General features: G+C 59.4%; 15 protein-coding genes. 8 read left to right on the top strand and 7 right to left on the bottom strand.

Annotation, left to right across the window (positions count from 1 at the left end; all coding sequences use genetic code 11):
- Nucleotides 1–56 precede the first annotated feature (56 nt).
- The 6 genes from JSY17_RS11210 to JSY17_RS11185 form a co-directional block, all read right to left on the bottom strand.
- Complete coding sequence (locus JSY17_RS11210) at nucleotides 57–455, bottom strand: response regulator (RefSeq protein WP_117181849.1); 399 nt, start codon at nucleotides 453–455, stop codon at nucleotides 57–59.
- 193 nt (nucleotides 456–648) lie between these two features.
- A complete protein-coding gene (locus JSY17_RS11205; protein WP_117165665.1) occupies nucleotides 649–1,980 on the bottom strand; it encodes a deoxyguanosinetriphosphate triphosphohydrolase in 1,332 nt (443 codons plus the stop codon).
- A gap of 66 nt (nucleotides 1,981–2,046) precedes the next feature.
- Entirely contained in the window at nucleotides 2,047–3,207 is a 1,161-nt protein-coding gene (locus tag JSY17_RS11200) for an EAL domain-containing protein (protein WP_201012133.1), read from the bottom strand.
- 97 nt (nucleotides 3,208–3,304) lie between these two features.
- Entirely contained in the window at nucleotides 3,305–3,637 is a 333-nt protein-coding gene (locus JSY17_RS11195) for a hypothetical protein (RefSeq protein ID WP_117165663.1), read from the bottom strand.
- Nucleotides 3,634–4,026: a phage holin family protein gene (locus JSY17_RS11190; protein WP_117181855.1), complete on the bottom strand. Its 393-nt coding sequence runs from the start codon at nucleotides 4,024–4,026 to the stop codon at nucleotides 3,634–3,636. The genes JSY17_RS11195 and JSY17_RS11190 overlap by 4 nt, the downstream gene beginning before the upstream one ends.
- Before the next feature lie 4 nt (nucleotides 4,027–4,030).
- Complete coding sequence (locus JSY17_RS11185; protein ID WP_117165707.1) at nucleotides 4,031–4,345, bottom strand: DUF883 family protein; 315 nt, start codon at nucleotides 4,343–4,345, stop codon at nucleotides 4,031–4,033.
- 367 nt (nucleotides 4,346–4,712) lie between these two features.
- Here JSY17_RS11185 and JSY17_RS11180 point away from each other — a divergent pair, with 367 nt between their 5' ends.
- The 8 genes from JSY17_RS11180 (at nucleotide 4,713) to pcaC (ending at nucleotide 11,775) form a co-directional block, all read left to right on the top strand.
- Entirely contained in the window at nucleotides 4,713–5,795 is a 1,083-nt protein-coding gene (locus tag JSY17_RS11180; protein ID WP_206401757.1) for an acyltransferase family protein, read from the top strand.
- 111 nt (nucleotides 5,796–5,906) lie between these two features.
- The gene (locus JSY17_RS11175) at nucleotides 5,907–6,146 is read left to right on the top strand and encodes a glutaredoxin family protein (protein WP_117181921.1); all 240 of its coding nucleotides are present in this window, start codon (nucleotides 5,907–5,909) and stop codon (nucleotides 6,144–6,146) included.
- 35 nt (nucleotides 6,147–6,181) lie between these two features.
- Nucleotides 6,182–7,111 (top strand): pca operon transcription factor PcaQ, encoded by a 930-nt coding sequence (gene pcaQ / locus JSY17_RS11170; protein ID WP_117181857.1) that lies wholly within the window; start codon nucleotides 6,182–6,184, stop codon nucleotides 7,109–7,111.
- Between the two features lie 129 nt (nucleotides 7,112–7,240).
- On the top strand, nucleotides 7,241–7,960 hold the full coding sequence (gene pcaH / locus JSY17_RS11165) for a protocatechuate 3,4-dioxygenase subunit beta (RefSeq protein ID WP_117165659.1): 720 nt from the start codon (nucleotides 7,241–7,243) through the stop codon (nucleotides 7,958–7,960).
- A 12-nt stretch (nucleotides 7,961–7,972) separates the two neighbouring features.
- Nucleotides 7,973–8,575 carry a protocatechuate 3,4-dioxygenase subunit alpha gene (gene pcaG / locus JSY17_RS11160; protein ID WP_117165658.1) on the top strand — a complete coding sequence of 201 codons (603 nt, stop codon included), beginning with the start codon at nucleotides 7,973–7,975 and terminating at the stop codon, nucleotides 8,573–8,575.
- Nucleotides 8,576–8,647: 72 nt separating this feature from the next.
- On the top strand, nucleotides 8,648–9,997 hold the full coding sequence (locus JSY17_RS11155; protein ID WP_206401756.1) for an MFS transporter: 1,350 nt from the start codon (nucleotides 8,648–8,650) through the stop codon (nucleotides 9,995–9,997).
- A 21-nt stretch (nucleotides 9,998–10,018) separates the two neighbouring features.
- A complete protein-coding gene (locus JSY17_RS11150; protein WP_122370133.1) occupies nucleotides 10,019–11,380 on the top strand; it encodes a 3-carboxy-cis,cis-muconate cycloisomerase in 1,362 nt (453 codons plus the stop codon).
- Entirely contained in the window at nucleotides 11,377–11,775 is a 399-nt protein-coding gene (pcaC, locus tag JSY17_RS11145) for a 4-carboxymuconolactone decarboxylase (protein WP_117165655.1), read from the top strand. The genes JSY17_RS11150 and pcaC overlap by 4 nt, the downstream gene beginning before the upstream one ends.
- Before the next feature lie 50 nt (nucleotides 11,776–11,825).
- On the opposite strand, the gene JSY17_RS11140 is transcribed toward pcaC, so the two are convergent.
- The gene (locus JSY17_RS11140) at nucleotides 11,826–13,082 is read right to left on the bottom strand and encodes an OprD family porin (RefSeq protein WP_201012130.1); all 1,257 of its coding nucleotides are present in this window, start codon (nucleotides 13,080–13,082) and stop codon (nucleotides 11,826–11,828) included.
- Nucleotides 13,083–13,204 lie beyond the last annotated feature (122 nt).

Here is a 13,204-nt window from a genome sequence, read left to right as displayed (position 1 = left end):
CTTGGAGCCAGTGTGATTGCTTCAGGAACAGGGCACAGGGAATGTCGTGCTTGAAATCAGCTTCTGGCTGGCAGCCTGTCCAGCAGGCGGGAAAGGTCCGGACCATGCAGAGGTTTGCTCAGGCAGCCCAGCAGCGGAATCCCGCGCTCGAGGGCCTGCTGCTCCAGTTCGTGCAGATGCGCAGGGTCCAGGCCACTGAGGACGATGGCCTGTCGGATGAAACCCTGTTTATAGGCCTTGTCGATCAGTTCGAAGCCCATTTGCTCGGGCAGGCACTGGTCGCACAGGAGGAGGTCGTAAGGTTCCGTGCTGCGCTCCATGGCGGCCATGGCCTCCAGGGCGTTCAGGGCCGGAGTCAGCAGGAAATATCCCTGATTGTTGAGCAGGATCTGGGTGGCGATCAGTTGAAAGGGGTGATCCTCTACCAGCAGGATTCGCAAGTCGTTTTTAAACATGAGGTTTCCGGCAGGGCGGCAGAGTGCTTTGCTGGCGTTTGCCAGTTCGGCAGTTGAAAGTGGCTGGATTATTGAGGGTGCTGCGAAGGAGAGGCGATAGGACTTTTTTGGTCTGTGTGTAGGTATTTTCTGAAGTTGTTGTGCATGGGGTGCGCTGGCCAGACACATGAGGCAAGTGTCCGGCCAGCAGGTTCTATATCTGTCCGGAGCGTCCCGTCATTTCTCTGGCCATTTCGGTGGCATAGCTGTCGGTCATGCCGGCGATGAAATCGATCATGCGCAGAAACGAGGTGTGCAGCGGGGCCTTGGGGTCAGGAGCGTTGTTGCCCAGCAGGTCGAGAATGCGCCGGTTCTTGAAAGACGGGGCTCGGCCTCCGAACTGTTCGACAGCCGCGCCACAGAAGGCATTGAGCAGGATTTCCAGGGTGGTGTAGGCACCGATTTCATGCAGGGTCTTGCGCTTGTCCTGGAAAATCTTCTTGCGTGCCATGTCCTTGGCGTTCAGCACACAGCGTTTGGCCGGACCATGCATGTGTTCCACCAGGTCGCCGGGCAGCGTGCCTGCCAGCAGGGCGTCCTGCTGCTCGACGAATGCGCGGGCCGCGGCATTGGTCAGGTGTTCGATGGCCTTGCCGCGCAGAATGGCCAGCTTGCGTCGACGAGAGTCGCCGGGGCCGAGCTGACGATAGGTTTCGGGGAGGTCGTCGCCCACCAGCCCCAGCAGCAGCGACTCCACCTCGGCGTAGTCCAGCAAGTCCATTTCCAGGCCGTCTTCCAGATCGATCAGGGCGTAACAGATGTCATCGGCGGCTTCCATCAGGTACACCAGCGGATGGCGCGCCCAGCGTTGATCTTCCAGTTGCGGCAGGCCCAGTTTGTGGGCGATCTGCTCAAGGATCGGCAGCTCGCTCTGGTAGCAGCCGAACTTGTGCTTCTTGTAGCCCAGCGAGTCGGCATGCCGGGCCGTCCACGGGTATTTGAGGTAGGTGCCCAGAGTGGCGTAGGTCAGGCGGGTGCCACCGTCGAACTGGTGATATTCCAGCTGGGTCAGGACGCGAAAGCCCTGGGCGTTGCCTTCGAAGTTGAGAAAGTCGTTGCGCTCGGTTTCGCTCATCGCATCGAGCCAGCCACGCCGGGCGGCCTGATTGAACCAGTTGCGGATCGCGTCTTCACCGGAGTGGCCGAACGGCGGGTTACCGATGTCGTGGGCCAGACAGGCCGATTGCACCACCATGCCCAGATCGCTGGGGTCGCACCAGTCGGGCAGGGCGCTGCGCAGGGTTTCGCCGACGCGCATGCCCAGAGAACGTCCGACGCAACTGACCTCCAGCGAATGGGTCAGGCGTGTATGGATATGGTCGTTGCTTGAAACCGGGTGGACCTGGGTCTTGCGTCCCAGACGCCGGAAGGCCCCCGAGAAGATGATGCGGTCATGGTCTTTGTGGAAAGGGCTGCGGCCCAGTTCTTCAGGGCTGTGCAGCGGCTTGCCGAGTCGTTCGCGGTTAAGCAGGGTCTGCCAATCCAAGGCGTTCACTCCGTTGTGTTCGAGTCCGTCTAGCTTCCCGGTTCGGCCGCAGGACCGCAAGGCCTGTCACAGCCCGGCGGCATCGATATCGATCAGCAGGAGGCGATTGCCATTGTCGAAGAACTGTCCGGCAGTCAGGCAATACTGGTTGCTGGTCGCATCGCGGTAGGTGTTGGACAGGGTCAGCCTGCGCTCGTCCCAGCCTTCGGCCAGAAGGTGATAGAAATAAGGCCGCCAGGACCAGTTATGTCCCAGATAGCGGGCATCGGCGTGCCAGGCACCCTGGCGCCTTTCCAGGTTCGGCGTGAGTTGAGTGCCATGCCGGTCGCATTGATAGAAACGCAGCAGCCACGGATAGTCCTGCACTTGCGGCAGCTCGCTGATGGGCAGTGTGTTTTCGGCCCAACCTTGCAGGAGTTGCATCAGTTGCGCCAGTTGCTGGCGCAGCACCATCAGCCGGGCACGTTCTGCGACTTTCTGCAGGACGTAGCGATCCCGCAATTCGGCAAATTGCCTGACGAAGGTGTCGGCGGCAAAAAAGTCCAGCTCACCTCTGGCGAACAGATAACCCTGCACATAGCGCGAGCCGCATTCCAGGGCGAAATTCAGTTCGGCCTCGGTTTCCACGCCTTCGGCAATGATCCAGCAGCCGGTCTTTTCTGCCATCAGGGCCAGGGCCTTGACCACATCGCTGCTGGGGCCGCCTCGTGCCGCGGCCTGAAACAGGCGCATGTCTAGCTTGAGAATGTCCGGTTGCAGGGATAGCACACGATCCAGTTGCGAATAACCGGCACCGAAGTCGTCAATGGCGATACGGGCTCCGGCCTCGCGATAGCGTGCGACCACATCGGTCAGGCACTGGCTGTCACCGCCCAGTTCGGTGATTTCAAACACGATGCGCTCGGGAGCAATCTTGTGTCGATGCAGCTGCTCCAGGCTGGGCAGGGCTTGTCCGGGTCGAAGGCGGCTGATCCAGCGAGGTGAGATATTCAGACTCAGAAACCAGTCATCTGGCGCTTCATGCAAACGGCTCAGAGCATTGTCCCGGATCAGCCGGTCAAGGCGCCGCAGATCGGCAGCAGGCACTTTCGGGTCAGAGAAAAACGGTCCGACCGATTCCAGCTGGCCGTTTTCCTTACGAATTCTTCCCAGAGCTTCTACACCGGCAATGCGTCCGGTCGCGGTGTCGATGAATGGCTGAAAGCAGGCAAGGGGTTGCCCTTCCACATAGTTCTCCTTACTTACACAGCACCAAGACCCGCCCCGGATCGGCTCCGGGGCGGGCGCTTGTTACACATGTTGCAAGAATGCAGCCAAGCAGGGGTCAGCGCTTGTCCGTACGGTTTTGCAGGGCCACCTTGAGCAGGGGCAGCAGGGTGACACCCAGCTTGACCAGACGGCCTATAGTGCTGGCCTGTCGGTTCCTGGCACCTCGACCGCTGAAGAAACCCAGCAGAGCGACGGCACCCACTCCCCACAGGGGCGCATGCTTGATGCCCAGGGCGTCGTTTTTCAGGCCACGCATCCGTTGCAAGGGCTGCAACAAGTGAGCGGTCTCGTGACGTATTTCCTGGCGATGCATTTCCATGCGCAGACGAATCAGCGCCTTGCGCAGTTCGCGCCGTGTGTTGCCGCTGTGCGACTTGGGTTCATTCATGGCATCAGTCGCTCACGGTCGTTGGCCAGTTCTTCGAGGGTTGCGCTGAAGGGCGAAGATTCGTCGAAGATTGCTTCTTTCAAGCGCAATGCACAGAACACTGCCGCCAGAAGATAGAACGAGCACAGACCGATGATGCCGGCCAGGCGATAGCTGTCCCACAGAATGATCAGGAGCAGTGCCGACAAGCCGGTCAACAGCAGCAAGGCGAATACCAGTGCCAGCCCGGCGAACAGCAGCAGGCTCAAGGTGCGGGCTTTCTGTTCCTGCAACTCGATCCCGAACAGTTCGACATGGCTGTGCAGCAAACCGAGGAATGCAGCGCCCAGACGCCGCGGTGAGGAGCCCTGGTCAGCCTTGGGCGACCCTGATTCAGTTCCGAGGCTCATGGGATCAGCGCCTCGTTGCCAGCAGGCCCAGAATGAACCCGACACCTGCAGCGATACCTACCGATTGCCATGGATTGTTCTGGACATAGTCTTCAGTGGCGATGACCGCTGCCTGACCGCGCTCGCGCAGGGACTCTTCGGTCAGTTTCAGGGTTTCCCGGGCACGCAGCAGGCTTTCATGGATCTGGCTGCGCAGTTCGTCTGCCTGATCACCCGCCAGGGTAGCGGTGTGTTCGAGGAGTTTTTCGGTGTCGGCGACCAGGGTCTGAAAATCTGCCATCAATATTTCTTGAGCATTCTGTGCTGTTTGGCGAGCCATGGTTTTCTCCGTCAGGTGGCGTATGAAGGTTTCGAGTACAGCGGATTGGCGAAGGTTCATTTCAATTGCCGCGTCCAGCCCCGGGCGCAGCAGCTAGTGACTTGTGTTGGTGCGTGATCGGGGACGAGCGCACTGATTTGGCGTGCAAGCGTCATTGCAACTGTCCTGAACAAAGGTAATGCATTGTCGAGGATTTTGCGTGATTGTGCCTTGTCCTTGTCGGGCTGCTTCCATAGAGCTGGAACTGCACGGGTGAGTCCGGGGTTTCATAATTTCCACGCTTGGCTATGCTCTCTATCCAATTGTGGGCTCGGTCATCGGGTACTGCGTTGCCATGGAGCAGCGGCGGTCAGTAATGGAGAAAGGCATGGAGCGGCTGTATTCCCTGCAAGGGCTCAGGGGCGTGGCGGTGTTGGGCGTCGTGCTGTTCCACATGATGTCACTGGAGGAAAAGTTTTCCGGAGGCGATATTCTTCTGCCGCCTTTTTTCGATTTCTTCCAGTTGGGTGTCGATCTGTTCTTTGTGATCAGCGGCTTCGTGATGGTGATTGTCAGCCGCGGACGCTTCCAGAACGCTGTCGAGGCGCAGCGCTTTGTGTTCAATCGTGTTTCACGAATCTACCCGACCTACTGGCTGTATTTCTTCATCACGCTGGGGGTGTATCTGGCCATGCCCGGCATGGTCAACAGCGGTCATGGCTCTTCCAATCTGCTGATGTCTTTTCTGCTGCTGCCCAACGATAAGGTCCTGCTGGTGATGGTGGCCTGGTCGCTGTTGTTCGAGCTGTGGTTTTACCTGATGTTTTCCACCTTTCTGTGGTTCCGTGAGCGGAGCCTGCCCTTGCTGCTGGGGATCTGGGCCCTGGTCATTGTGGTGTTCAACAGTCTGGAGAACTGGCAGGACTATTCATCGGCGCTCAAGATCATCCTGCATCCCTATTCACTGGAGTTCATCATTGGCGTGGCACTGGCGTTGTTCTTCTACGGTCCGCACAGCGCACGGGTGCCGACGGCGACGGTCTGGGGGCTGCTGATTGTTGCGCTGGCAAGCATGCCCCTGATCGGTTTCTATCGTCTTTACGACAGTCAGGGCTTGCTGCGCATGCTGGCAGTCGGGGGCGCATTCGGCGGGCTGGTGTTGAGCCTTGCGCTGCTTGAGCGGCGTAAAAAAGTTGCCGTGCCCCGGTTTCTGGTTGCTGTGGGCGATATGTCCTACACGGTCTATCTGTCGCATCTGCTGGTGCTGGGTGTGATCGGTCGGGTCTGGCATCTGGTGGGCGCATGGCCCGAGAGTTATCTGGACAACCTGTTCTTCGCGTTGCTGATGATGGCTGCCGTGGTGTGTTACGGCTGGGTGGGCTACCGCTGTTTCGAGAAGCCGGTTCTCGACCGTGCCAACGAGTTCAGCAAGCGGCACTTCAGAACGGACGCCCGGCTGGTGGGCTCATAGCGCATCATGTCTGTTGGTCGGCCATGCAGCGGACCAGCCGCTTTGACGCGCTCGCGCTGACGCATCAACCATCCTAGAATGGTTAGCCTACTGTCTAGGAGGATGCGTTTCATGCCACCCGAATGCCAACTGTTCGGCACCTTGGGCTGTCATCTCTGCGAGGTCGCCGAAGCGATTCTGCTGCCTCTGGTCGAGCATGGTCTGCTGGTCGAGCTGGTGGATATTGCCGAAAACGAGGCTTTTTTCGAAGACTACAGTCTGCGGATTCCGGTACTGCGACGCATCGATACCGGTGCGGAACTGGACTGGCCTTTTGATAGTGAGCAGGTCGCTTTTTTTCTCAGTCATTGAACCGCTTTACCCCTCATCAAAAGGCCCGGCGCGCGTTGAATATCGATACCCGAATCAAGTTTCGTCATCTGGTGTGCTTTCTCGAAGTGGCGCGCCAGGGCAGTCTGGCTCGGGCCTGCGATGCTCTGGCGATCAGCCAGCCGGCGCTGTCCAAAAGCCTCAAGGAACTGGAAACCCTGCTGGAAACCACGCTGTTCGTGCGCAGCAAGAGCGGTGCGGCCCTGACCGAAGCCGGTGTGGCGTTCATGCGTTTTGCCGGGCCGAGCGTGCAGGCGTTGCGCGAAGGTGTCAGCAGCCTGCGTTCGGGGGAGCATGAAACGGTCACGGCGCGCCTGGGCGTGCTGTCCACTGCCGAAAGCCTACTGGTGCCTGAGGTCATCAGCAGGCTTCACGAGCGGCATCCGGCTCTGGTTGTCAGCGTGATGACCGGTCCCAGTGCCTATCTGCTGTCGCAGCTTCGGGTCGGCGAGCTGGATCTGGTAGTAGGGCGCATGACCGATAGTCCGCAAATCCAGGGCCTGACCTTCGAGCATCTGTACAACGAGTCGATGACGCTGGTGGTTCGCAACGATCACCCCTTGCTGGCAGCCCCCCTCAAACGCGAAAGCCTGGAAAGTTTCCCGCTGGTCCTGCCGCTGGCCGGGACGACCATCCGCAAATTCGCCGACAGCCTGTTCGTGCAATACGGTATTCAGCCGCCACGCCAGCGTCTGGAAACCCTGTCTCTGACCTTGAGCCGACGTTATGTGCAGTGCAGCAACGCGATCTGGATTGCGCCGCTGGATGCCGTACTCCAGGAGTTGCAGGTCGGTACACTGGTGGAACTGGATATGGGGATTCGCGAGCCGGGCGGTTCCGTGGGCCTGTGCAGCAACCCGGCCTTGCCCTTGTCACGGGCTGCGCAGTGGTGTGTGGACGAGTTGCGCGGTGTGGGCGAAGCCTATCGTGAGGGTCGTTATACATAACCATATGGTTATGGATGGTGCGGTTTTTTTCAATTTTCCACCTTGGTTCTCCCGCGCGACACTTCGCCGCAGCCTGCAGCGCAAGTGATGGACACTTGCGCCCTCCATAAAAAGAACAAGGAGAACGCCATGTCTGTCGCGGACAATAGCCGCTTCGTCATTCGGGATCGCAACTGGCATCCCAAAGCCCTGACCCCTGATTACAAGACCTCGATCCTGCGCTCTCCGCGCCAGGCCCTGGTCAGCATTCCGCAATCGGTTTCCGAAGCCAGTGGCCCCGACTTTTCGCACCTGAAGTTCGGCCAGCATGACAACGATCTGCTGCTCAACTTCAACCATGGCGGCCTGCCCATCGGTGAGCGGATCATCCTGACCGGCCGGGTCTGCGATCAGTACGGCAAACCGGTTCCGCATACGCTGGTGGAGATCTGGCAAGCCAACGCCGGTGGCCGCTATCGCCACAAGCGCGACAGCTATCTGGCCCCCATCGACCCCAATTTCGGTGGCGTCGGACGGACTCTTACCGACAGCGAAGGCAATTATAGTTTCCGCACCGTCAAACCTGGCCCGTACCCATGGCGCAATGGTCCAAACGACTGGCGTCCTGCGCATATCCATGTGTCGGTCAGCGGCCCGTCGATTGCCACGCGCCTGATCACGCAACTGTATTTCGAGGGCGATCCGTTGATCCCGATCTGCCCGATCGTCAAATCGATTGCCAACCCCGATGCGGTTCAGAGTCTGATTGCCAGGCTTGACCTTGGCATGGGCAATCCGATGGATTGTCTGGCTTATCGCTTTGATATCGTTCTGCGCGGCCAGCGCAAGACTCACTTTGAAAACTGCTGAGGAGGTTTCGACATGCCCGTTCAACTGTTGCAGGAAACACCTTCGCAAACCGCTGGCCCCTACGTGCATATCGGTCTGGCGCTGGAAATAGCCGGTAACCCGACCCGCGAGCTGGAGATCTGGAACGAGATGGCCAAACCCGGCGCGCCGGGCGAACACATCCTGTTGCTGGGGAATGTCTATGACGGCAATGGTCATCTGATCCGCGATGCCTTTCTGGAGTTCTGGCAGGCCGACCACAATGGCGTCTATGACAGCGTTTATGGGGATGAGAAACCCTTCAACGGTTTCGGTCGCACCGCGACGGGGGACGATGGTCTGTGGACGCTCAAGACAATCAAACCGGGTGTCGTGAACAACGCTGCCGGAGTGCCGATGGCGGCCCATATCAATGTTTCGCTGTTTGCCCGGGGAATCAATATCCACTTGCAGACGCGGCTGTATTTCGATGATGAGCCTCAGGCCAATGCGGTCGATCCGGTACTGAACCTGATCGAGCAGCCGCCACGCCGCGAAACCCTGATTGCGCGGCGTTGCAGTGTCGATGGTCAACTTGCCTATCGCTTCGATATCCGGATTCAGGGCGAGAACGAAACGGTGTTTTTCGACTTTTAACAAGTCGTCATTGCGTGCGTTGCATGGCGCCAGCATTGGCTGGCGACCTTATAAAAATAAAAGGAAACATCCATGACGCTTTCAGCTCGCGAGTCCGTTACGGGCACGCTCGACGTGCAGGTCTTTATCAACAGTCAGCCGCTGTCCCGGTATCAATGGCGGATTGTTGCGTTGTGCTTTCTGATCGTCTTTCTCGATGGGCTGGATACCGCAGCCATGGGCTTTATCGCTCCGGCGTTGAGTCAGGACTGGGGCATCGACCGGGCCAGCCTCGGGCCGGTGATGAGCGCTGCCCTGATCGGCATGGTCTTCGGCGCATTAGGTTCCGGGCCGCTGGCCGACAGGTTCGGACGCAAAGTGGTGCTGGTGGTCGCGGTGTTCGTGTTCGGCCTGTTCAGTCTGGCTTCGGCCTACAGCACCAATATCGATCAGTTGCTGGTGCTGCGTCTGCTGACCGGTCTGGGGCTCGGTGCTGCAATGCCCAACGCCACTACGCTGCTGTCCGAGTACACGCCCGAGCGTCTCAAGTCCTTGCTGGTCACCAGCATGTTCTGCGGGTTCAATCTGGGAATGGCGTGCGGAGGTTTTGTATCGGCGAAGATGATCCCCAGCCTGGGTTGGCACAGCCTGCTGATGCTCGGCGGCATCCTGCCGTTGCTGCTGGCGGTGGTGCTGATGGCCTGGTTGCCGGAGTCGGCGCGCTTTCTGGTGGTACGCAATCGCGGTGCCGAGCGGATTCGCAAGGTGCTGGCACCCATCGCGCCGTCCGAGGTGGCGACAGCCAGGGATTTCAGTGTCCCGGAGCAAAAGACCGTCAGCAGCCGCAATGTGCTGAAGGTGATTTTTTCCGGCACCTATAGCACCGGAACCCTGTTGTTGTGGCTGACCTATTTCATGGGGCTGGTAATCGTTTATCTGCTGACCAGCTGGCTGCCGACCCTGATGCGCGACAGCGGTGCGAGCATGGAGCAGTCGGCATTCATTGGTGCCCTGTTCCAGTTTGGCGGTGTGCTCAGTGCCGTGGGCGTCGGTTGGGCCATGGACCGTTTCAACCCGCATAAAGTGATTGGCGTAGCCTATGCGCTGGCCGGTGTCTTCGCCTGGCTGGTCGGCCAGAGCATGCACAACGTTGCGCTGCTGGCGACCCTCGTGCTCATGGCTGGCATGTGCATCAATGGCGCGCAATCGGCGATGCCTTCACTGGCGGCACGCTTCTATCCGACTCAGGGTCGCGCCACGGGCGTTTCCTGGATGCTGGGCATCGGGCGCTTTGGTGCGATTCTCGGTGCCTGGGCCGGTGCTACCTTGCTTGGGCTGGGCTGGAGTTTCGAGCAGGTCCTGACCGCGCTGGTGATTCCGGCAGCCCTGGCCGCATCTGCAGTGTTGATCAAGGGTTGGGTCAGCCATGCGGATGCCACCTGATTTTTTATCTGGAGCGGTGATGTGAACAGACCGAGCAATCAACTTTTCGATGCCTATTTCACCCAGGCCCCGATGCGCGAGGTGTTCTGCGATGCCGGGCGAGTGCAGGGCATGCTGGATTTCGAGGCTGCACTGGCCAGGGCTCAGGCCCGTGTCGGGATGATTCCCGGAGAGGTGGTGGCCGATATCGGAGAAAGCTGCCGAGCGGAGTTGTTCGATTTCGATGCGCTGGCTGTTGCAATCGGTAATGCGGGCAACTCGGCGATTCCACTGGTCAAGGCGCTGGGCAAGCAGATTGCCCGGCGCAACCCTGAAGCCGAACGTTACGTGCACATGGGCGCCACCAGCCAGGATGTGATGGACACCGGGCTTATCCTGCAGGTGCGTCAAGCCCTCGAATTGCTGGAGTGCGATCTGCAGCAACTGGCCGACGCACTTGCCGTGCAGGCCCGGCGTCATGTGCAGACGCCACTGGCTGGACGAACCTGGCTGCAACAGGCGACGCCGGTGACACTGGGCATGAAAATCGCCGGCTGGTTAGGAGCGGTCACACGTCATCGTCAGCGACTGGCAGAGATCCGGCCGCGCCTGTTGTGTCTGCAGTTCGGTGGTGCTTCCGGCAGTCTGGCCGCCCTGGGCGATCAGGCTTTTACGGTGACCGAGGCCCTTGCAGAAGAGTTGCAGTTGAACGTGCCCGAGCAGCCCTGGCATACCCAGCGTGACAGGCTGGTGGAGTTCGCCAGCCTGCTTGGCATGATCGCTGGCAGCCTGGGCAAGATGGGGCGGGACATCAGCCTGTTGATGCAGACCGAAGTGGGCGAAGTATTCGAGCCCGCGGCGGCAGGTAAGGGCGGTTCTTCGACCATGCCCCACAAACGCAACCCGGTGGGCGCTGCGGTGATGATCGGCGCGGCGACTCGTGCGCCGGGGCTGGTCGCCACAATGTTTACCGCCATGCCTCAGGAGCACGAACGCAGTCTGGGCCTGTGGCATGCGGAATGGGAAACCCTGCCGGAACTCTGCTGCCTGGTGTCCGGTTCATTGCAGCAGGCCTTGCAGGTTGTGCCGGATCTGGAAGTCGATGAATCGCGCATGCTGACGAATCTGGATTCCACCCGTGGGCTGGTGCTGGCCGAAGCCGTCAGCATCGAACTTTCCCGACGCATCGGACGAGACGCCGCGCATCATCTGGTCGAGCAGAACTGCCGGCGAGCAGTGCAGCAGGGCGTGCATCTGCGTCAGGTACTGGGCGAGGACCCGCAAGTCACTGCTCAATTGTCATCCACGGAGCTGGATCGCCTCCTCGATCCGGCCCATTACCTTGGTCAGGCCCGACTCTGGGTCGAACGTGCCGTGGCCGAACACACAAGGATCAAGCAATGAACGAAGAAGAACGCTATCAGGCCGGCATGCAGGTTCGTCGTGCGGTGCTGGGCGATGTCCATGTCGATAACAGCCTGAAAAAACTGACGCCGTTCAACGAAGAGTTTCAGGAAATGATCACCCGTCATGCCTGGGGCGATATCTGGACGCGCCCGGGCCTGCCGCGGCATACCCGCAGCCTGATTACCATCGCCATGCTGATCGGCATGAATCGCGAAGGAGAGCTGCGTCTGCATCTCAAGGCCGCCAGAAACAACGGCGTGACCCGTGACGAGATCAAGGAAGTGCTGATGCAGAGTGCGATCTATTGCGGGATTCCGGCAGCCAATGCGACTTTCCATCTGGCTGAAGAGGTATGGGACGAGATGGGTGTGGAGTCGTTGAACAAGGCTTGATTGCGGGCTCATGGAAGGCCGCCAGAGGTTTCCCTGGCGGCCTTTGTCTGTCAGAGCAATGACAGCGGATAGCTGACGATCAGCCGGTTCTCGTCGAACTGGTTGGTGCTGTAGTCACGACGCATGCTGGAGTTGCGCCATTTGACGGACAGGTTCTTGAACGAACCGCTCTGGAAGACATAGGCCAGCTCCGATTCCCTGGCCCATTCTTCGCCATTGGTGATGGTGCCGGTATGCACGTTTTCACCACTGATATAGCGGTTCATCAGGGTCAGGCCGGGCACGCCGATGGCGGCAAAGTCGTAGTCATGGCGCAACTGCCAGGATCGCTCCTTGGCGTTCTCGAAACTGGAGTTGTAGCTGTCGTTGGCCAGGGTGCCGCCACTGGTGCCATTGACCCGCATCCAGGCGCTGTCGCCGCTGACTTTCTGCAGACCCAGGTAAAAGGTGCTGCCGCCATAGCGGGCTGAAAGCATGGCCGACCAGGTCTTGTTGTCCATGTCGCCGGCCAGTGATCGACCGTCATCCTTGCCGTTGAAGTAACCGAGGTTGGCGCCCAGTACCCATTGGCCCAGCGGCTGGCTGTGGACCACGTTGAGGTACTGCTGCTGGTAGATATCTTCGAGCTGGGCGTACCAGAGGCCGACCAGGGTGCGTTTTTCATTGAAGGTGTATTCGCCACCGCCGAAGTTGAAGCGGTCGGAGGTAAAGGCTCCGCGACCCTGCATCGACATGTCTTCCATGCTTGCATCGTTGCGCGGGCTGTTGGCGCGGAACTGGCCGCCGTAGAGTGTCAGGCCGTCGATTTCCTTGGAGGTGATCTGTCCGCCACGGAAGGTCTGTGGCAACGAACGTCCGTCGTCGGAACGCAGGATGGGCAGCACCGGCATCCATTCTCCGACTTTCAGCTCGGTCTTGGAAAAGCGTGCCTTGGCCGCGACGCCCAGTCGTCCGAAGTCATCGGCAGGGCGTCCATCATCATGAATCGGCAACAGTTGTGTACCGCCCGAACCTTTGCCACCGTCAAGCTTGAGGGAGTAGAGCCCCAGTACATCGACACCAAAGCCGACGGTGCCCTGGGTGAAGCCGGAGCGAGCGTCGAGAATGAAGTTCTGGGTCCATTCCTGGGCACCGTTCTGGGCGTTGTCCGGGTCGACGAAGTTGCGGTTGATAAAGAAGTTGCGTAGGTTCAAGCCCACCTTGGCGTCATCGACGAAGCCGGCGGCCTGGGTAAGGGTGGGAGCGAGGGTGGCTGTGATAGCCGCAGAAAAGCCGCAAAGAATTTTGCAGTTGGATTTCAAGCGCATGAGGTAGGAGCCTTCTTATCATTATGTGGGCAGTACAACTGGCTCTGATAGTAAAGACCAAAGAAGCGTCTGCAATTGGAAAAATACTATTCTGTGCGATTATCGACCAAGAATTAACTGGT

Origin of the sequence: Pseudomonas capsici, from assembly GCF_017165765.1 — a bacterium.
Lineage (GTDB): Bacteria > Pseudomonadota > Gammaproteobacteria > Pseudomonadales > Pseudomonadaceae > Aquipseudomonas > Aquipseudomonas capsici.
This window is presented reverse-complemented; position numbering and strand designations above follow the sequence as displayed.